We start from the raw sequence: 21504 nt of genomic DNA, 5'->3' as shown, positions 1-21504 counted from the left end.
TACGATGAATCAGTTTCTAACGTTAGTCGACGTCTTGCAGGACCGAAGCAGGCTGGAAACAAGCGGCATCATTTACATTTCAGGAGACCAGCAGGAAGAGTACGAGTCTTACGGAACCTTGTTTGACCGGGCGCTCTGCGTGCTGCACGAACTGCAGAACAGCGGCATGAAGCCCGGGGATGAGCTGCTGATGCAGATCGACGATAACCGCACGTTTTTGTCGGTGTTCTGGGGCTGCCTGCTCGGAGGCATCGTACCGGTGCCTGTCACGGTAGGCAACAACGACGAGCACAAAATGAAGCTGTTCAAAATATGGGGGACGCTGAACCGTCCTTATCTGATGAGCGATGCCAAAGTGCTGGACCATCTGGAGAAGTACGCCGGACAAATCGAACTGCAACATTCGTTCGAAGCGATGAAGCAAACGGTTTTATTTACGGATAAACTTGATTTTTCCTCTCAGAATAGAGGGGTTATTTATCCGGCCAAAGCGGAGCAGCTTGCCTTCATTCAGTTCTCTTCCGGGTCGACAGGTGATCCGAAAGGAGTTATGCTGACGCATGAAAATCTGGTTCACAATATTCGGGATTGCGCGTTGGAGGCGCACATGGACGAGCAGGATAGCTACCTCGGCTGGATGCCTCTAACGCATGATCTGGGGTTGATCGCTTTTCATCTGACCTGTGTCATTGCCAATGCCAACCAGTTAATTATGCCAACGGCGCTATTTATCCGGCGTCCGACCTTATGGCTGAAAAAGGCGTCCGAGCATCGGGTGACCCAAATCTGCTCTCCGAACTTCGGCTATAAATTTTTCCTGGCTCAATATAAACCGGAAACGGCTGCCGATTGGGACTTGTCGCATATCCGAATCGTATACAACGGCGCCGAGCCGATTTCTCTCGAAGTTTGCAATCAGTTTCTTGATGCCATGGAGAAGCACGGGCTCCGGAGATCTGCGATGCTGTGCGTCTATGGGATGGCGGAAGCCTGCGTCGCCCTCTCCCATCCACCGCTGGAAGAAATGCTGCTTCCCGTACACTTGAACCGGGAGAGGCTGAACATCGGCGAAGCGGTCGTGCCCATCGAGCCTTCCGACAATCGCTGCGTAACCTTCGTCGATGTCGGTTATCCGATGACAAGCAGCCGGATCCGCATCTGCGGCGATGACGATACGATGCTGGCCGACAACGTGATCGGGCACATTCAAATCAGCGGCAAAAATGTGACCGCCGGCTATTACAACAACCCGCAAGCGACGGCCAAAGTGATGGCGACGGACGGCTGGCTCAAAACCGGCGATCTGGGCTTTATGCACAGCGGGCGGCTGGTCATCACCGGACGGGCGAAGGATATTATTTTTGTGAACGGCCAGAACATTTATCCTCACGATATCGAGCGGGTCGCCGAGGAAGTCGATGGCGTGGAGCTTGGCAAGGTGGCGGTGTGCGGCGTTCACGACGCCGAGGCCCGGCAGGACCGCATTGTCGTTTTCGTGATGCATACGAAGAAGATCGAGGATTTCGTGCCGGTCGCCCAAAGGCTGAGAAAGCATCTAAACTATCGGGGTGGCTGGGAGCTTCACGATATCGTACCGATCCGGCGCATCCCAAAAACGACGAGCGGCAAGGTGCAGCGCTTCAAGCTGGCGCAGGAGTACGAAGCAGGGCAGTTTCAAACGGTCTCGGAGCAATTGGCCGAGCTGTTGCAGAAGGAAAAAGAGGCGAGGTCCGTCGCTATTCCGCAGAACGAAGCGGAGCGCAAGCTGCTGGACATCTGCAGGCAAATTTTGCAGACCGATGCCATCGGCACCGACGAAAGCTACTTCGATCTCGGCGCGAATTCGCTGCAGCTGACGCAAATGGCGGAGCAGCTCGAAAGCCAGCTCGGCGTGAACATCGCCGTGACCGACTTCTTTTCGTATCCGACCATCGCAAAGCTGGCTGCCTATATCGCCGAAGGAGAGCGGGAAGCGTTCGCAGAGCACGAACCCGAGGCGGAAGACCCAAGGGATCGGGATATTGCGATTATCGGCATGGCCGGCAAGTTTCCCCAAGCGGATACGCTGGAGCAGTTCTGGGCGAATCTGGCGGAAGGCAAAGATTGCATCGGGCCCTTCAACGAAAAAAGAACGAAGGACGCCGAGACTTATATCGCTCATCTGCATACCGGCGATCGGGATCTTCGACCGGTGGAGGGCGGCTATTTGGACGAGATTGATACGTTCGACTACTCGTTCTTCCGGCTGACGCCACGCGAAGCGTCGCTGATGGACCCGAACCAGCGTCTTTTTCTCCAGACGGCGTGGAGCGCTCTCGAAAACGCGGGCTATGGCGGAACTCTGTTGTCCGGCAAAAAAGTCGGCGTATACGTCGGCTTTTCCAAAACGAGCTTCGAATACGAGCGCCTGCTGACGGAAGTTGCGCCGGAAGCGCTGCCTCATTTTGTGATCGGCAACTTGCCGTCGATCATTTCGAGCCGCATCGCTTACCTGCTTGATTTGAAAGGGCCTGCGGTCACGGTCGACACCGCCTGCTCGTCTTCGCTTGTCGCGGTGCATCTCGCTTGCCAGGCGATTCTTGGCGGAGATTGCGAGATGGCGCTGGCGGGCGGCGTCAAGACCATTCTGCTGCCGCACAAAGCGGGCATCGGCATGGAATCTTCCGACGACCGGGCCAAAGCGTTCGACGACAATTCGGACGGAACGGGTTGGGGTGAGGGTGTCGGGGCCGTGCTCCTGAAGCCTCTGCGCAAAGCCGTTCAGGACGGGGACAACATTGTCGCCGTTATTAAAGGGAGCGCGATCAATCAGGACGGAAGCACGGTTGGCATCTCCGCTCCGAACGCCTCGTCGCAAGCGGAACTGATTGCGCAGGCTTGGCGCAGCGCGCGCGTCGATCCGGAAACGATCACGTACATCGAAGCGCACGGGACAGGGACGAAGCTGGGCGATCCCGTCGAAATCGACGGCTTGACGAAAGCGTTCCGCAAACAAACGCAGCGCAAGCAATTTTGCGCCCTCGGCACGGTGAAAACGAACATCGGGCATTTATACGAAGCAGCGGGGATCGCCGGTTTGATCAAAGCGGTGCTGTCGCTTCAGCATCGACAAATTGCTCCCTTGGTGCATTTCCGTCAACCAAATAGCAAGATCAGCTTCGAGGAATCGCCGGTTTACCCCAATACAGAGCTGAAAGACTGGCAGCCGGACGGGATTCCGAGAAGATGCGGCATCAGCTCGTTCGGATTCAGCGGGACGAACTGCCATATGGTGCTGGAAGAGTATGCTCCCGACGGTACGGCGCCGGTTCTGCCGAAATCACCCGACAGCGGGCCGATGCTGCTGACCTTGTCGGCGCGCAGCGAAACCGCGCTGCGGGCGATGGTCGGGCGGTATGCGGAGCTGTTCGAACGCCGCCCGGAGCTGGATATGCGCAGCGTATGCTTTACTGCGAATACGGGGCGGAGCCACTTGACGCACCGGATTGCGGTGACCGCTGCCGGGGCAGCCGAGTTGCGGGCGAAAGTGATTCGGCTGTATAGCGAAGGCTTTGCAGACGAAGGCGTATACCGGAGCGCAGCTGGCGGAACGGCCGAGAGTCCGTCCGGCGGGACGGAGACGGGGCTTCTGCGCTGTGATACGTTGGAGGGAGTAGCGCAAGTAGCGCAGGAGTATATACAGGGAGCGAAGGTCGACTGGAGCTTGCTGAACGCGGATCGGCGTTATCCGAGGGTGTCGCTGCCCACGTACCCATTCGAACGGAAAAGATGCTGGATCGATGTGCCCGCAGCACGGCCCGGGCGCAGCGTCACGACGCCGGCCTTGGCTGCGATAGCAGATAAAGCAGAGGAGCGTGTTAAACCGATGAATGACCATTACGGCACAGAGGCCGTCTCCGATCTCCATCGGCAATCGGTCACAATTTCCCTGATGCAGATGATCCGTAACGTATCGCAGCTGGACATGGACGAGCTTCAGCCGCAAACGCACTTTCTGGAGCTCGGACTGGACTCGATCATCTTAACTCAGGTGCGGCACGGCATTAAAGATACGTTCGGACTGGATATTCCGATGTACAGCTTCTTCGAATCGTTAACGAATCTGGAGCTGTTGACGGATTACATCGCGCAGCATACGGCGCTGACGCAGCCTCTTGTCCCGCAGGTCCGGGAGGAGGGGAACAAGGTTGCCGAAGTCGGGTCGGCTCCGGTCGCTCAACCGTCAAGCCAGGGCTCGGCACCTGCGTCCGGCTATTGGGAGGCGCCTCTTGCTGCGGTGGAAACACCGGCAAGCGCCGCCTCTGCCGGAGTGGAACGCATCATGGAGCAGCAGCTCCGTCTGATGTCCCAGCAGCTTGACGTGCTACGGCTGCATCCGGCGCCCTCACCGGCCGTGCTGCGCGAGCAGGTCGCATTACCTGCGCCCGGCGTTGTTTCCCGGCAGGACAGCCTCGTTCATGCCGATGCAAGCAGGGAGGTGGCAGCCGCATCGAGCGTGACCGCCGTCCGCCAGCCGGAGAGTGCCGAGGCGAAGCCGTTTACGCCTTTCAAGACGATTGACGTGAAGGCGCGCGAATCGCTGCCGTTCCGGCAAGAGAAGCATCTGCGCGATTTGATTGAACGGTATACGGCACGCACCCGCCGGACGAAGGAATATACGCAGAAATACCGCCCCGTCTATGCGAACAACCGCAATGTGGCCGGTTTCCGGCCGGTGCTGAAGGAAATGGTGTACCAGATCGTGGCGGAACGGGCCGAAGGGTCTAAAATTTGGGATCTGGACGGCAACGAATATATCGATCTGACGATGGGCTTCGGCGTCAATTTGTTCGGACACAACCCGGATTTCATCCGGGAAAACATTGAAGGCGGGCTGCAAAACGGCATGTGCGTCGGTCCGATGTCCAATCTGGCCGGGCAGGTAGCCGAAGGCATATGCAAAATGACGGGGGTAGAGCGCATCGCGCTGTTCAACACCGGCACGGAAGCCGTGATGGTGGCGCTGCGTTTGGCCCGGGCGGCAACGGGAAGGGCCAAGGTCGTCCTTTTTGCCGGATCGTATCACGGCACGTTCGACGGCGTGCTGGCGCTCGGTAGCGCCGGATCTGATCCGGAGCGCTCCGCGCCCTTGGCGCCGGGCATCCTGCAGCATATGGTCGACGATGTGGTCGTGCTGAATTACGGCACGGAAGAGGCGCTGGCCTACCTTCGCGCGCATGCGCATGAGCTGGCGGCCGTGCTCGTGGAACCGGTGCAAAGCCGACGGCCCGACTTCCAGCCGCAGGCGTTTCTGACGGAAATCCGTCGGATTACGGCGCAATCGGGTACCGCGTTCATTTTCGACGAGGTGATTACAGGCTTTCGCATGCATCCCGGAGGCGCGCAGGCGTGGTTCGGCATCCAAGCCGATCTTGTAACCTACGGCAAAGTTATCGGAGGCGGCTTGCCGATCGGCATCGTGGGCGGGAAGGCAGCGTTTATGGACGGGATCGACGGCGGCTTCTGGCGCTTCGGCGACGATTCGTATCCACGGCAGGAGGAGCGCCGGACGTTCGTTGCCGGCACCTTCTGCCATCATCCGCTGGCGATGGCGGCAGCTCGGGCCGTGCTGGAGAAGCTTGAACAAAGCGGAGGGAAGCTGCAAGCCGAGCTGAACGCCAGAACGGCAGCTTTGGCGGCGGAGCTGAATGACTATTTCGTCGAAGACAACGTACCGATGAAAGTCGTACACTTCGGTTCCTTGTTCCGCTTCGTGCTCAAAGGCGATTTGGAGCCGTTCTTCTATCATATGCTTGATAAAGGGGTCTACATCTGGGAAGGGCGCAACTGCTTCCTTTCGACGGCCCACTCGGAATCGGATATCCGGCGGATCGTACAGGCGGTGAAAGACAGCATCCGGGAGCTGCGCGAAGGCGGTTTCTTGCCGGATGTGCCTCCGGATGGTGGCGGTCCGGGCAAAAGGTCACTGCCTGCAACAGAATCGCGGGATAAAGGGCAGGGCGCCGTCATTTCCTTGACGCCGGAGCAGAAGCAGCTATGGTTCGCTTCGATGTCCGGCCGGAGCGAGGCGCAATCGCTGCACGAGACCGCGCTGTTTCGGCTGCGCGGGCCTCTGCGCATCGATGCGTGGAGCGAAGCGGTCAATGCCGTCGTCCGGCGGCACGAAGCGCTGCGCACTTATATGAGCGGAGACGGGGAGACGCAGGTTGTTGCACCCGAGATGACGATCCGCATTCGACTGTTCGATGTGAGCGACTGCGCCGTCGACGCACAAGAGCAGCGCCAGCGCGAATGGCTGGACCGGAATGCGGAAGCGCCGTTCGCCATGTCGGCGGGCGAGCCGTTGTTTCGCATTTGTCTGCTGAAAAAATCCAGGGACGAGCACATCGCGCTGTTTACTTTTCATCATTTGATTGCCGACGGCTGGTCCATGGGTGTATTCATCCAGGAGCTGGAGCGTATTTACTCCGCGTTCGTACGGCAGGAGAACTGGGCGCTCCCTGCTCCCGTTGCTTTCCGGGACTATGCCGCTTGGCAGCGGCATAAGCTTGAGCAGCAGGAAAGCCGGGAGGCCGCTGCGTACTGGGCGGCTTTGTCCGACAGGCGGCTTCCGGTGCTGGAGCTGCCGTCGCTCCGGCGGGGAACATCGGTGCCGACCTCCCGTGGAGGCCGGCATACGGTTATGCTGGACAGCCGGCTTGCGAAGGAGCTTAAAGCGGCCAGCATTCGGCTGGGCAGCAGCTTGTTCGTGACGCTGCTGTCCGCGTTCCAGCTGTTTCTGCACCGGCTGACGGGGCTGCAGCAGATCACGGTGGGCATACCGACAGCCGGACAAGCGCAGATGGAGGCTTTCTCGCTCATCGGCAACTGCGTCAATCTGCTGCCGGTCGCGAGCGAGGTCAAGCCGGAGCTTACGTTTGCCGAGTATGCGCAAACCGTCAAGAGCGGAATGAACGAGATGGAACCGTTTCAGCCTTACAGCTTCGCCGCCTTGGCGGAAAGAGGGCTCGGGCAACTGCCGGCGATCACGGCCGTCTTCAATATGGACCGTTTGCCGAGGCTCCGCTTTCACGGGTTGGATGCCGAGCTGCTGCCGAATCCGATTTCGTACAGCAAATACGAGCTTTTCCTGAATGCGATCGAGATCGGAAGCGAGCTGCGGCTCGATTTCGATTACAGCGCCGATTTGTTCCCGGACGAAACGATCCGGACATGGGCGCGATACTATGTGCATTTGCTGCATTCGATCGCGCAGGAGCAGACGCTGCGCATCTCCGGGCTTGCCTTGCTTGATGGCGGGGAAATCGCGCAAAAATGGGCGGCGTGGGCAGCCCTTGCCGATGCGGAAGGCAGCTATCCTTGCGTGCTGGATGCATACCATCAGCCGGTTCCGTCAGGAACGATAGGGGAGCTGTATATCGTACGGCCGTCGGACAGAAGTTCCGGGAATTCCCGTGGCGCCTTACTTCGCACCGGAGAATGGGTGCATTGTGCGGAAGACGGAAAGCTGACGTCCGTCGGAAAAACGTCCCGTTTTGTCCGGCTTCGCGGACATCAGGTCAACCTTCAGCAGCTTGAGGAGCACGTGCGTCGTACGTTCGGTCTTCACGCATGCGCCCTTACCGTTCGCTCCGAAGCAGATACGGACACCGCTGCCGAGCTGATCGCATACATCGTTGCCGATCCGTCACATCCTTGGGAGGAGTCCGAGCTCAAGCAAGCGATGAGCGCAGCCCTCCCGGATTACACGCAGCCCCGCTACGTGGTCAGGATGGCGAGCCTCCCGCTTATGTCAAGCGGAGAGCCGGACTGGTCGCAGCTGCCGGAGCCTGGAGAAGGGGGCGGCTTCACCGCAGCCTCCGATGTTCACGGCCCAGACGCTACGGAGGAGACGCTGGTCCGCATCTGGAAAGAAGTACTTGGGGCAACAAGCGTAGGTCGTCGCGACAACTTTTTCCAGCTAGGCGGGGATTCCCTGAAAGCAACGGTGATTTTGTCCAGAGTGAACAAGGAATTTCAGGTTCAAATTCCGCTCGGTCACCTGTTCGAGCTTCAGACCATTGACGAGCTGGCCCAATATATCCGGGGCGGGGAAAAGGGCGCTTACGCGCCGATTGAACCGATAGAGCTCCGGGAGGCGTACCCCGTGTCGTCTTCGCAAAAGCGCATGTACGTGCTGCATCAGCAAGGCGACAGCACGACATATAACATTTCCGGGCAGCTTAAGATCGAAGGGGAGCTGGATACGGGCCGTTTGATCGAGGCCCTCCGGCAAGTATTCGGGAGGCATGAGTCGCTGCGCACTTATTTTGTGCTGGAGGATGGCGAGATCGTTCAGAAAATCAGCCCGGACGCCGTATTGGACGTTCAGGTGACACGGATCAGCGAAGAAGAGGCGGATGAAACGCGAGCGCGGTTTGTCCGGCCGTTCGATCTCGGTCTGGCTCCGCTGTTCCGCGCCGAGCTGCTGCAATTTGCAGTTGACCGCTTTATGCTTTTGGTCGATATGCATCATGCCGTAGCAGACGGATTTTCGATGGCCGTGCTGCTGGACGAGCTGCTTCAAACGTACCAGGGAAGACAGCTGGCGCCAAGAAACGTGCATTACAAGGACTATGCTGTCTGGCAGCAGAACCGGATTGCCGAATGCGCCTTTGAGCAGCAGGAAGCGTATTGGTTAAGCGAGCTTGGCGGCGAGCTTCCGGTGCTGAACATGCCGACCGATTATCCGCGCTCGCAGCTGCAAAGCTTCGAAGGAGACACCTTCTCTCTAAAGCTGGACCCCGAGCTGACGGCATCGCTGTACAAGCTGGCGCAGGAATCGGGAACGACGCTGTATATGGTGCTGCTGGCGGCGTACAATGTCCTGCTTGCCAACTATTCGGGACAAGACGATATTATCGTCGGGACACCGGTATCCGGCAGAAGACATGCGGACGCGGAAGCCATGATTGGGATGTTCGTCGGAACGCTTGCTATGCGGAATCGACCGAGACAAGAACTAACGTTCGGTGAATTTTTGCGGGATGTCAAGCGGCAGGCGCTGCTCGCCTTCGAGCATCAGGACTATCCGTTTGACGAGCTGACGGAGAAGCTCGGACTCGTGCGGGATTTGAGCCGCAATCCGATTTTCGACACGATGTTTATGCTGCAAAACGAAGCGGTGCGCATGCTCGAAGCCGGCGGGCTGACGTTCGAATCGGAAGAGCTCAACCCGGGCGTGTCGAAATTTGACTTTTCCTTAAGCGTAACGGCGGATCAGGCAGGACTTTTCTGCACCTGGGAATATGCGACGAAGCTGTTCAAGCCGGAAACGATCCGGCGGATGGCGGAGCATTATGTCCGTGTGCTGGAGGGCGTCGTTGCTGGGCAAGAGCTGCGGCTCTCCGAAATCGATATGCTGACGGAAGCGGAAAAGCGGCAACTGGAGCGCGTTTCTGGCGAGACGGCGCTGCCGTACCCGGCGTCTGGAACGATCTGCGAACGGTTCGAGCAGCAGGCGGCCCGGACGCCGGAGCGGACGGCGCTTGTGTTCGGCGGGCAGACGATTTCGTACGGAGAGCTGAACCGCCAAGCCAACCGGTTGGCACATCGGCTGCAAACGCTCGGCGTCGGGCCGGACACGCCGGTTGGCGTCTGCTTGGACCGCAGCCCGGAGCTGGTGGCGGGGCTGCTCGCCGTACTGAAAGCCGGCGGCGCTTATGTGCCGCTGGACCCGGCGCTGCCGCCGGAGCGGCTTGGCTACATGACGGAGCGCGCGGGAGTGAAGGCGCTTGTAACGAAGCTTGCGTGGGCGGAAGGGCTCGCGGTACGGCCTGATTTGGCGGTCGTCTGCCTTGATGACGGAACGGCGGGACTGGAAGCGGAGCCCGAGCAAAACCCGGACAGCAAAGCAGGACCCGGGCATTTGATGTACGTGATCTTTACTTCCGGCTCCACCGGGACGCCGAAAGGGGCAAGTGTCTACCGGTCCGGCTTCGAAAATCTGCTGCAATGGTACACCGGCGAATTTGCCATGACGGAAGTGGACCGGGTGCTGATGATCTCGTCACCCAGCTTCGACCTGACGCAAAAGAACATTTTCGCGCCAATCGTGACCGGAGGCCAATTGGTGCTGCTGCCGTCCGGTCCGTATGATGCCGCTGAAGTGGTGTCGCTGATCGAGCGGCATGGGATTACGCTGCTGAACGGGACGCCGAGTGCATTTTATCCGCTGCTGGACATCACCGCGTCAGCGGGCTACGGTCCGATTGCAACGCTGCGGCACGTCTTCCTTGGCGGGGAGCCGATTGCGGCCGACCGCCTCACGGCATGGACGGCGTCGGAAGCATGCCGGGCCGAGGTGGTCAATACGTACGGCCCGACGGAATGTACGGATGTGACGGTGTATGGCCGTTTAACGAACATGCCGTCCTTGGTCGGCAAGCCGGTGCCGATCGGCCGTCCGGTGGCCGGCACGCGCGTGTATATTTTGAACCGGGAGCTGGGCTTGCAGCCAATGGGGCTGCCCGGCGAGCTGTGCATCGCGGGAGTGCAGGTCGGCGGCGGCTATGTCGGCGACGCGGAGCTGACGGCGGACAAATTCGTGGCGAACCCGTACGGAGACGAGCTGTCGCCGGTCTTATACCGCACAGGGGATCTGGCGCGATATTTGCCGGACGGAACGATCGAGTATTTGGGCCGGATCGACCATCAGGTCAAGCTGCGGGGCTACCGGATCGAGCCGGGCGAAATTGAAGCGGCGCTGCGGGAATGCGCAGGCGTCAAAGATGCGTTCGTGATGACCCGGGAGGATCAGCCGGGGGACGTCCGGCTCGTTGCCTATGCCGTGCCGGAAGAGGAGGCGAAGGAGCAGGCGGCGTCCGGAAGCGGGCTTCCGGCGCTATGGCGCAGCGAGCTGCGACGCAAGCTGCCGGACTACATGGTGCCGACGGCTATCGTTGTCATGGCGGAGCTTCCACTATCGCCCAACGGCAAAGTCGACCGCAAAGCGCTGCCGGCGCCGGAGGTCGGACTTGTTACGGACGCGGAATACGTCGCTCCGCGCACACCGGTAGAGGCGGAACTGTCGGAGCTGTGGAAAGAGGTGCTCGGCCTGTCCGCTGCCGTTGGCGTCAAGGACAACTTTTTTGATCTTGGCGGCCACTCGCTGCGGGCAACGACGCTGGGCGCGAAAATTCACCAGTCGCTCAACGTATCGCTGTCGCTGCGGCAAATGTTTCAGCACCCGACGCTTGAGCTTATGGCGCAGGCGATTGAGCAATTGCAACCTAGCCCTTATGGCAACATTCCCGTCGCCGGACAGCAGGTCACGTATCCGCTTTCCTCGGCGCAAAAACGGTTGTACATTTTGAGCCAGCTGGAAGGAGCCGCGACCAGCTACAACATGCCGGGCGAACTGCGGATGGAAGGCGAGCTGGATGCGACGCGGCTAGAAGCGGCGTTTCGCGGGCTGCTCCGTCGTCATGCCACGCTGCGCACCACTTTCGAGCTGGATGCGGACGGCGAGCCGGTTCAGCGCATTGCGGAGACGGCGGATTTTACGCTGGAGCGCATCCGGGTAAGCGGAGAAGCGGAGGCTGAAGCGGCAATGGCCGGCTTTATCCGGCCGTTTGATCTGGGGAAAGCGCCGCTCCTGCGGGCGGCTTTGGTCGAAGAAGCGTCGCAGCGTCACCGGCTGCTGTTTGATATGCACCATCTGATCTCCGACGGCGTGTCGATGAACATCCTGCTGGAAGAGCTGGCTCAGCTGTACGAGGGCAGCGAATTGCCAGCGCTGCGCATTCAGTACAAGGATTATGCGGTATGGCAGCAGGCGGATAGCGACAGTGAACGGATGAGCAAGCAGGAAGCGTATTGGCTGGAGCAATTGGGCGGGGAGCTTCCGATTCTCGAGTTGCCGACGGATTATGCGAGACCATCTGCCCGCAGTTTTTCCGGCGGTACGCTATCCTTCGCGATCGATTCTCGGCAGACGGACGGGTTGAAGCGGCTCGGCTCGCAGACGGGAGCTACCTTGTTTATGATGCTGCTCGCCGCCTATACGACGCTGCTGTCCAAATACAGCGGACAGGAGGATATGATCGTCGGAACGCCGATCGCAGGCAGACCGCATGCCGACTTGCAGCCGATGATCGGGATGTTTGCGGGAACGCTGGCGCTGCGAAGCTGCCCGGCGGGAGAGAAGACGTTCCTGGACTACTTGCAGGAAGTGAAAGAGTTGGCGCTGCGAGCGTACGAGAATCAGGACTATCCATTCGAAACGCTGGTGGAGAAACTGAACGTGAAGCGGGACCTGAGCCGCAATCCGGTGTTCGACACGATGTTCGTCTTGCAAAATACGGAGACGGTTGCGCCCGGGTTTACATCGCTGCGCGTAAGTCCGCACGAGAGCGAGCATCCTATCGTGAAGTTCGATTTGACCTTTACCGCGGCCGAGGAAGCGGGCGGCATTGCGTTCAGCATCGAATATGGCGACCGTCTGTTCAAACGGGAAACGATCTCGCGCATGGCGCGGCATTTTATTCAGCTGATCGAAGAAATGATTCAGACTCCCGAAGCGAAGCTGTCATCCTTGAACATCCTTACTGTCCATGAGCTGGCGCAAATTTTGGAGACGTTCAACGAAACAGCGCTGCCGTACCCTGCGGACATGACGATCCACGGCCTGTTCGAACGGCAGGCGGCGCTGACACCGGACCGGATTGCGGTTGTGTTTGAAGACCGGCAGCTTACGTACCGGGAGCTGGACGAGCGGGCGAACCGGCTGGCGCGCACGCTTTTGGCCAAAGGGGTGGAGGCCGAGCAGCTGGTTGCCATTATGACCGAGCGGTCGCTGGACATGGTTACCGCGGTACTCGGCGTCATGAAAGCGGGCGGCGCATACGTCCCGGTCGATCCCGAATACCCGGAGGAACGCATCCGCTACATGCTCGGCGACTCCGGCGCACGGCTGCTGCTGACGCAATCGCATTTGCGGGATCGTACGGCGTTCGGCGGTGAGCTGCTCCTGCTGGACGACGAGCGCAGCTATAGCGGCGACGGGTCCAGTCCCGGAGTGGCCGTCGGTCCGCATCAGCTGGCTTATGTCATCTATACGTCAGGTACGACCGGCAAGCCGAAAGGTGTGATGGTCGAGCATCAAGGTGTATGCAATAACAAATTGTTTTTTGAACAATCCCTTCACATTACGACGAAGGATCGCATTGTCCAGTTCGCGAGCTTCTCCTTCGACGCGTCGTGCTGGGAAATGACCATGGGCCTACTAACCGGGGCAGCGCTGTATGTGCCCGATGCTTTCGTCATAGCGGATTACCGTCTGTTTGAGCAATATGTCCGCGATCACGGGATAACGGTCGCGACTTTGCCTCCGACCTACGCCGTTTATTTGGATCCCGAGCATATGCCCGAATTGAGGACGCTCATTACGGCGGGCTCCGCATCAACCAGCGAGCTTGTTCAGCAGTGGAAGGACCACGTTCGCTATTTTAACAACTACGGTCCGACCGAGGATTCCATTTGTTCGACTGCGTGGTCTTATACAGACCATACGCCGATGGAAAAGACGGTGCCCATCGGCTGGCCGATCCCAAATCATCAAGTCTTCATTCTGAGTGCGCATAACGCGCTTGTTCCGGTCGGCGTGGTCGGGGAGCTTTGTGTCGCCGGTATCGGTCTGGCCAGAGGCTATCTGAACCGCCCCGACCTGACGGCGGACAAATTCATGCCGGTTCCGTTCGCCCCCGAACGGCGGATGTACCGGACAGGCGATTTGGCCCGCTGGCTGCCGGACGGCAGTATCGAATATTTGGGCCGGATCGATCATCAGGTCAAAATTCGCGGCTATCGCATCGAGCTCGGCGAGATTGAAGCGCAGCTGCTAAAGGTGGCAGCGGTACAAGAGGCGATCGTTCTGGCGCGAACGGACGAAACCGGGCAAACGTATTTGTGCGCCTATTTTACCGCCGATGGGGAACAGGCGGCCGGCGCGCTGCGCAGCGAGCTGGCGCGGGAGCTTCCGGGCTATATGGTGCCGTCCTTTTTTGTTCAGCTTGAGGAGATGCCGCTGACGCCGAACGGCAAAATCGACAGCCAAGCGCTGCCTGCGCCGGAGGGTATTGTGCCTACAGGCGCAGAGTATGCCGCTCCGCGGACGCCGGTGGAAGCGAAGCTGGCGGAGCTATGGCAAGAGGTGCTTGGGTTGCCGAGCGTCGGGATCAGGGATAACTTCTTCGAGCTCGGCGGTCATTCGCTCCGGGCGATGAGGCTGGCGGCCCATATCCAAAAAGAATTGCATGTAAATGTACCGCTGCAGGACGTGTTTGCCACCCCGACCATTGAACAGTTGGCGGCGGTCATTGAGGGGCTCCGGCAGCAGACATTTACAGCCATACCGGTTGCGCCCGTGCAGTCGCATTATCCCGTAGCTTCGGCACAAAAGCGGCTGTACGTCTTGCAGCAGTTCGAAGGCGGGGAAACGAGCTACAACATGCCGGGGGTAATGCTGCTGGAAGGCGCACTGGACCGGGAACGGTTCGAGGAGGCGTTCCGTGGACTCATCCGGCGTCACGAGACGCTGCGGACCGGCTTTGAGCTGGTGGATGGCGAACCGTTCCAGCGGGTGTATCCCGAATCCGAAGTGGAGTTTGCCGTGGACTACGCCAAGAGCAGCGTCGGGGAAACGGATACGCTGGATAGCATCCGCCGATTTGTTCGGCCGTTCGATTTGCGGCAGCCGCCGTTATTGCGGGTGGGCTTGATCCGGTTGGATCAGGACAAGCCTGTTGTGAATCAGGAGCCGGAGCGTCATCTGCTGCTGTTTGATATGCATCATATCGTCTCGGATGGCGTGTCGATGGGCATTTTGGTCAACGAGTTCGGCCGGTTATACGGCGGGGAGACGCTGCCGACGCTGCGCATCCAATACAAGGATTACGCGGCGTGGCAGCAGGCGGAGCTGTCCGGGCAGCGGATGAGCAGGCTGGAAGCGTACTGGCTGAATGTGTTCCAGGGCGAACTCCCTGTGCTGGATATGCCGACGGATTACGCGCGTCCGGCCGTACAGCGCTTTGAGGGAGGGCTTGTTCCCTTCGCGCTTGGTTCGCAACGAAGCGACGCGCTGCGGAAGCTTGCGAGCGCAACCGGCACGACCTTGTATATGGTGCTGCTGGCGGCTTACACGGCGCTGCTGTACAAATACACGGGGCAGGAAGATATCGTGGTGGGCACCCCGGTAGCGGGCCGAACGCATGCGGATGTGGACGGACTGATCGGCATGTTTGTCGGGACGCTGGCGCTGCGCAGCTATCCGGCCGGGGAGAAGACGTTCTTGGATTACTTGCAAGAGGTCAAGGGCATGACGCTCCAAGCGTTCGAGCATCAGGACTACCCGTTCGAAGCGCTGGTCGAGAAAGTAGGCGTTACGCGGGATTTGAGCCGTCATGCGCTGTTCGACACCATGTTTGACATGCAGCATGAGGTGGCGGAACAACGCACCGTACATGGGTTGGAACTCAAGCCATATGAAATGGAGTCGAAGACGGCGAAGTTCGACCTTAGCTTCCAAATAACGGAAGAAGAGGCAGGGACGCTTACGGGCGGCATCGAATACGCCAGCTCGCTGTACAGCGTGGATACGGTCCGGAGAATGGCCGGTCACTTCACGCAGCTCATCGACGGTATTGTGGTGGCTCCTGAGGCGAAGCTGTCGTCTTTCGAGATCGTCACGCCGGAGGAAAAGGCGTTGCTAACGGGTGCACCCGCCGACGGCGGAGTCGGCGCCGCAGCATGCGGTTGGCAGGAGAAGACGATCCATCAGCTGTTGGAGGAGGAGGCGGAGCGGACGCCGGATCAAGTGGCCGTCATTTGCGAGGACGAACGGCTCACCTACCACGAGCTGAACGAGCAGGCGAATCGGCTTGCGCGCACCTTGAGGGGCAAAGGGGTGCAGCCAGACCAAACCGTCGGCATCATGGCCGAGCGCTCGCTTGCGATGGTCGTCGGAATGTTCGGGATTTTGAAGGCGGGAGCCGCTTACGTGCCGATCGATCCGGACTATCCCGAAGAGCGGATTCGCTACATGCTGGAGGATTCGGGAGCACAGCTGCTGCTGTTGACGCATCGACGCTTGCAGGAACGAGCGGCGGATGCGGCGGACAAAGTGTTGTTCCTGGATACCGCCGAAGTCTATGAGGCCGACGGAACAAACCTTGTGCCCGAAGCGCAGCCGCATCATCTGGCCTACGTCATCTATACGTCGGGAACGACGGGGAAACCGAAGGGCGTGATGATCGAGCACCGGCAGGTAATCGCTTTGTCCGAAGCGTGGAGGCAGGAGTATCGGCTGCGGGAGGAACCGGTACGGCTGTTGCAGTGGGCCAGCTTCTCATTCGACGTGTTTACGGCCGATATCGTGCGGTCGCTGCTGAATGGCGGCCAGCTCATCGTATGCCCAGGCTACGCCCGGCACGACCCGGAGGCGATTTACGGGCTGCTGCGGCAGCATCGCGTCACGATGTTCGATGCGACCCCGGCGCTTGTCATACCGCTGATGAATGACGTGTATGAGCACGGGCGGGATATCGGCTTCCTGAAAACGCTCATTGTCGGCTCGGATCAATGTCCGGTAGGCGACTTTCAGCAATTAAACGACCGGTTCGGCGCATCGATGCGGATCGTAAACAGCTACGGGGTAACGGAAGCATGCGTTGATTCGAGTTATTATGTTCAGCAGACGGGGGACGTCGGATCGCATCCATATCCGTATGCATACCGGAGTTTGCCGATCGGCAAGCCATACCCGGGCGTAAGAATGTATGTTTTAAGCGCAGCGATGGCGCTGCAGCCGGCCGGCGTGCCGGGCGAGCTGTATATCGGCGGACGCGGGGTGGCGCGTGGGTACCTGAACCGTCCGGAACTGACCGCGGAGAAATTTGTAGATGACCCATTCGAGCCGGGCGGGCGGATGTACCGGACGGGCGATGCGGCGAGATGGCTGCCGGATGGAAACATCGAATATTTGGGGCGGCTCGACGATCAGGTGAAAATCCGCGGCTTCCGGATCGAGCTGGGCGAGGTGGAAGCGCAGCTGCTGAAAACGGAATCCGTGCAGGAAGCAGTTGTCATCGCGTGGGAAGATGAAGCCGGACAAAAGCAGCTGTGCGCGTATGTGGTGTCGGACCGAGAGCTGGCGATAGGCGAACTAAGGAAGGCGTTGTCGCAAACGCTGCCCGAGTACATGATTCCATCCTATTTCGTGCAGCTTCCGCAGCTGCCGCTGACGCCAAACGGGAAGGTGGACCGCAAAGCGCTTCCTGCTCCGAAGGAAAGCATGACTGCGGACACGGATTACGTCGCTCCGCGCACGGCCGTGGAGCAAGTGCTGGCTTCCGTCTGGCAGGCAGTACTCGGGATCGAGAAGGTCGGCGTGAATGACCGGTTCTTTGCACTGGGAGGCGACTCGATCAAAGCGATTCAAGTGTCGGCGAAGCTGCATCAAGCGGGGTACAAGGTGGAAATGAGACATTTGTTCGCTTACCCTGCGATTGCGGAGCTGAGCGCGCATGTCAAGCCGGTTACCCGTATGGCGGACCAAGGGGAAGTGAAGGGCAGGGCGCCGCTAACACCGATTCAAGCATGGTTTTTCCGGCAAAACAATACTGCGCCGCACCACTATAACCAAGCGATCATGCTGTACCGGGAGCAAGGCTACGACGAAGCGGCGCTTCGGAAGACGGTGCGGAAACTGGCGGAGCATCACGATGCGCTGCGCACGGTATTCCGACGGACAGAAGGCGGCTATGCGGCATGGACTCGCGGCATCGCCGAGGGCGAGCTGTACACTTTGGAAGTCATGGACTTCCAGAAGGCAGCCGACAACGTCGCGCAAGCGATAGAAGCGAAAGCGAACGATATCCAAAGCAGTATCGAGCTCGTATCGGGACCGCTTATGAAGCTGGGGCTGTTCCGTTGTACGGATGGTGACCACTTGTTGATTGTCATTCACCATTTGGTTGTCGACGGGGTATCGTGGCGCATTTTACTGGAAGATTTGGCTTCCGGCTATGAGCAGGTCGTGAGCGGACAGGCGATCCGGCTGCCGGAGAAGACGGATGCGTTCCGGACGTGGGCCGAGAAGCTGGCGGGCTATGCGAACAGTCCGGCGTTGGAGGCGGAGCGGGCGTACTGGCAGCAGCTCGAACAGTCTGAAAGCAAGCCGCTCCCGCGAGATTTTGCGCAAGCCGGTCAGGAACAAGCGTACGGGCTGATGCGGGATAGCGAAACGGTGACGGTGCAGTGGACGCGGGAGGAAACGGAGCTGCTGCTGAAGCAGGCGCACCGGGCCTACAACACGGACATCAACGACCTGTTGCTGACCGCGCTGGGGATGGCGGTATACCGCTGGACGGGAAGCGAGCGGGTATGGATTGGTCTGGAAGGACATGGAAGAGAATCTATCCTGCCGGATATCGATATCACACGCACCGTCGGCTGGTTTACGAGCGAGTATCCTATTGTGCTGGAGATGGGAGCAGGTGGCGGTTCCGATACGCTCGCTTACCGGATCAAACGGGTGAAAGACAGCTTACGACAAATCCCGAACAAAGGAATCGGTTACGGCATACTGAAATACTTGTCCGAAGTGTCCGAGGACGTCCGCTATGCGGCAAAGCCGGAAATCAGCTTTAACTATTTGGGCCAGTTCGATCAAGATTTAACCCATAATACGCTGCAAGTATCGCCTTTTGCATGCGGCTCGGAGATCAGCGGGCACACCGAAAGGTCCCATGCGCTGGATATTAGCGGCAGTATCGCAGGCGGAGAACTGGCGTTTACGGTCAGCTACAGTGGCAAGCAGTACCGGCGGGAAACGATGGAGCGGCTGGCCGGATTGCTTCATACCAGTCTTCAGGACATCATTGCGCACTGTGCGGCGAAAGAAAGGCCGGAGTTGACGCCAAGCGATGTCGTTTTCAAAGGACTCGCCGTGACGGAACGGCTGCGGCGGATCGGCGAAATCGAGAGCGTGTACCCGTTAACGCCCATGCAGCAAGGGATACTGTACCACCGGCTGTTGGATCCGGAGTCGGAGACGCACTTGGGGCAAACGGCGTTCACCGTACGCGGGAGCTTGGACATCCGAGCGTTCAAACAAAGCTTGGACGCCATCGTGCAGCGGCATGACGCGCTGCGGACGAATTTCTATAACGGATGGGCCGGTCAGCCTTTGCAGGTAGTGTTACGCAGCAAGCCGGCCGATTTTGTTTACGAAGACGTGAGGAGACTGGGGGAGAGCGAGCAGGAGGCACATATCGAAACGCTCGCGAAGGCAGACAAGGCCCGCGGCTTCGAGTTGAGCGAAGAATCGTTATTGCGCGTGTCGATTCTGCGAACCGGCGACGAAACGTACCGTCTCTTGTGGTGCTTCCACCAGATCATAATAGATGGTCGGGATATGGCGCGGATGATCGAAGAGGTATTCGCGGCGTACTCCGCCTACCGGAAGCAAGCCCGGCCGGAGCTGGGTGCAGCCACGCCTTACAGGCGGTATATCGAGTGGCTGGAGGGACAGGAATTTGCTGCGGCATCCGCTTACTGGAGCCATTATTTGGCGGGCTACCGTCATCAAACCGTGCTGCCGCGGGTCCAGGTTCAAGGGCAGCAGCCAGCAGGGTATGCGGCCGAACGGCTGACAAGCAACTTAGGAAAACGACGGACCCGGGAACTGCGCAATACCGCAAAGCGGCATCAGGTGACGGTAAATACGCTGCTCCAAACGGCGTGGGGACTGCTGCTGCAAGCCTATAACGGCACGGACGACGTTGTGTTTGGAACCGTCGTGCCCGTCAGACCGGCGCATGTGCCGGGCATGGAAACGATGATTGGAGTATGCAGAAATACGATTCCGATCCGTATCCGCAGCGGGGTCGGGGCGACGGTGGCGGACGTTTTACGGAGAGTTCAGGAGCAGGAAGCCGCATCCGAAAAGTATGCCATGCATCCGCTGTACAATATCCAAGCGCTTAGCGCTCCAAAACGGGAGCTGATGAACCACATTCTGGTATTCGAAACCGATAGCCCGCCTTCGGTTGCAGCCGAAGCGGCGGCAAAGGCGGCAGGGCTGGAAATGACCGGGTTCCGGTCCGAGGGACAGACGAGCTATGATCTGACTGTCATCATGCAAGCGGGCGATGACATGCGCATCCGTTTCGATTACAACGCCCGGGTATATGAACGTGAGGCGATGGAACGCCTGCAGGCACACTGGCTGCGGATCGTGAAACAACTCGCGGCGAATCCTGACATGCGAGTACAGGAGCTTCAGCTGCTATCCCCTGCCGAACAGGAACAAATGCAGGCTGGCATGGAAATGATTCTGCATTCACCTTGCACGGAAGGTAGCGCGAACGCTTTAGCGGAGTACGTCGCACCGCGAACGCCGGTTGAAGCGAAGCTGGCTGAGCTGTGGCAAGAGGTGCTTGGAGCCCCGCGCATCGGGGTGAAGGACCATTTCTTCGAACTTGGCGGCCATTCGATCACAGCGATGCAGCTGACCGAAAAGGTTAATAGTGTCATGGGGGCAGAGCTGTCTCTGCGTGCCGTCATTGCCTCGCCGACGATTGAAGAAATGGCGAAGCTGCTCACTTCCGGACTTGCCCAGGATGAAGGCGACAGGCCGATGAAGCTGAACGATCGTGGACGGATGAACGTCTTCTGCTTCCCTCCCTCAGCAGGCTATGGGCTTGTATATAGCGAAATGGCCAGGATGCTGGAGAATCAATATGTCGTCTATGCGTTCGATTTCATCGAAGGATGGCGTGATGAGGAGGAGTTGTTGAACCGGTACGTCGATGCGATTGTGAGCGTTCAGCGCGAAGCGCCTTATGTGCTGATAGGCTACTCGCTCGGCGGCAGTTTAGCCTATCAGGTTGCCAAAATGATGGAGCGCAGGGGATACGCGGTATCGGATATTTTGCTGCTTGATGCCGACAGGCGGGATGGAACGAAGAAACTTTCCGGCGAAGAGCTGGAACGGGGAGTCGATGCCATGCTCGAAATCGTCTCCGAACGGAATGCGTCCTTCTTGGCCAATCGGGACGACTGGGAAAAAGCCAGGAGTAAAATATTGGCATATGGCACATACAGCGGTCAATTGATCAACGACGGAGTGGTTCGAGCCAACCTGCACGCTTTCATTACGGAAATGGAAGCTGCCAGAGCCGAGGATTGGAGCGAGGCGACGACAGAAGAGGTTGTGGAGTATGCACTGATTGGCGGTCACCTAGACATATTTGAACCGGCCAATATTGAGCACAATGTTCAGGCGATCCGGCTTGTCTTGCAGGACATCGTTCGGGGCGCAACTCTCGCGGCGGACTCCGTACGCTAACGGAAAGCCCTCTTGTTCCAGCCTTTTTGGCAAAACAAGAGGGCGATTTTTTATGGTGCGATCTCTTTTGGTATCATCATCTGGTACAATATGGGGGAACCCTGCGATTAGGAGTG

The 21504-nt window shown here is 59.1% G+C and carries 1 protein-coding gene; it reads left to right on the top strand.

Going from position 1 to position 21504, the window contains the following annotated elements:
- Positions 1-4: 4 nt before the first annotated feature.
- The gene (locus QMG93_RS03465) at positions 5-21388 is read left to right on the top strand and encodes a non-ribosomal peptide synthetase (RefSeq protein WP_281933529.1); all 21384 of its coding nucleotides are present in this window, start codon (positions 5-7) and stop codon (positions 21386-21388) included.
- The last annotated feature ends 116 nt before the right edge of the window (positions 21389-21504 follow it).

Origin of the sequence: Paenibacillus tyrphae, from assembly GCF_027925525.1 — a bacterium.
Classification (GTDB): Bacteria; Bacillota; Bacilli; order Paenibacillales; family NBRC-103111; genus Paenibacillus_G; species Paenibacillus_G tyrfis_B.
This window is presented reverse-complemented; position numbering and strand designations above follow the sequence as displayed.

Coding starts and splice junctions, on each gene's coding strand:
- QMG93_RS03465 (WP_281933529.1), top strand. CDS start 5: ATGAATCAGTTTCTAACGTTAGTCGACGTCTTGCAGGACCGAAGCAGG.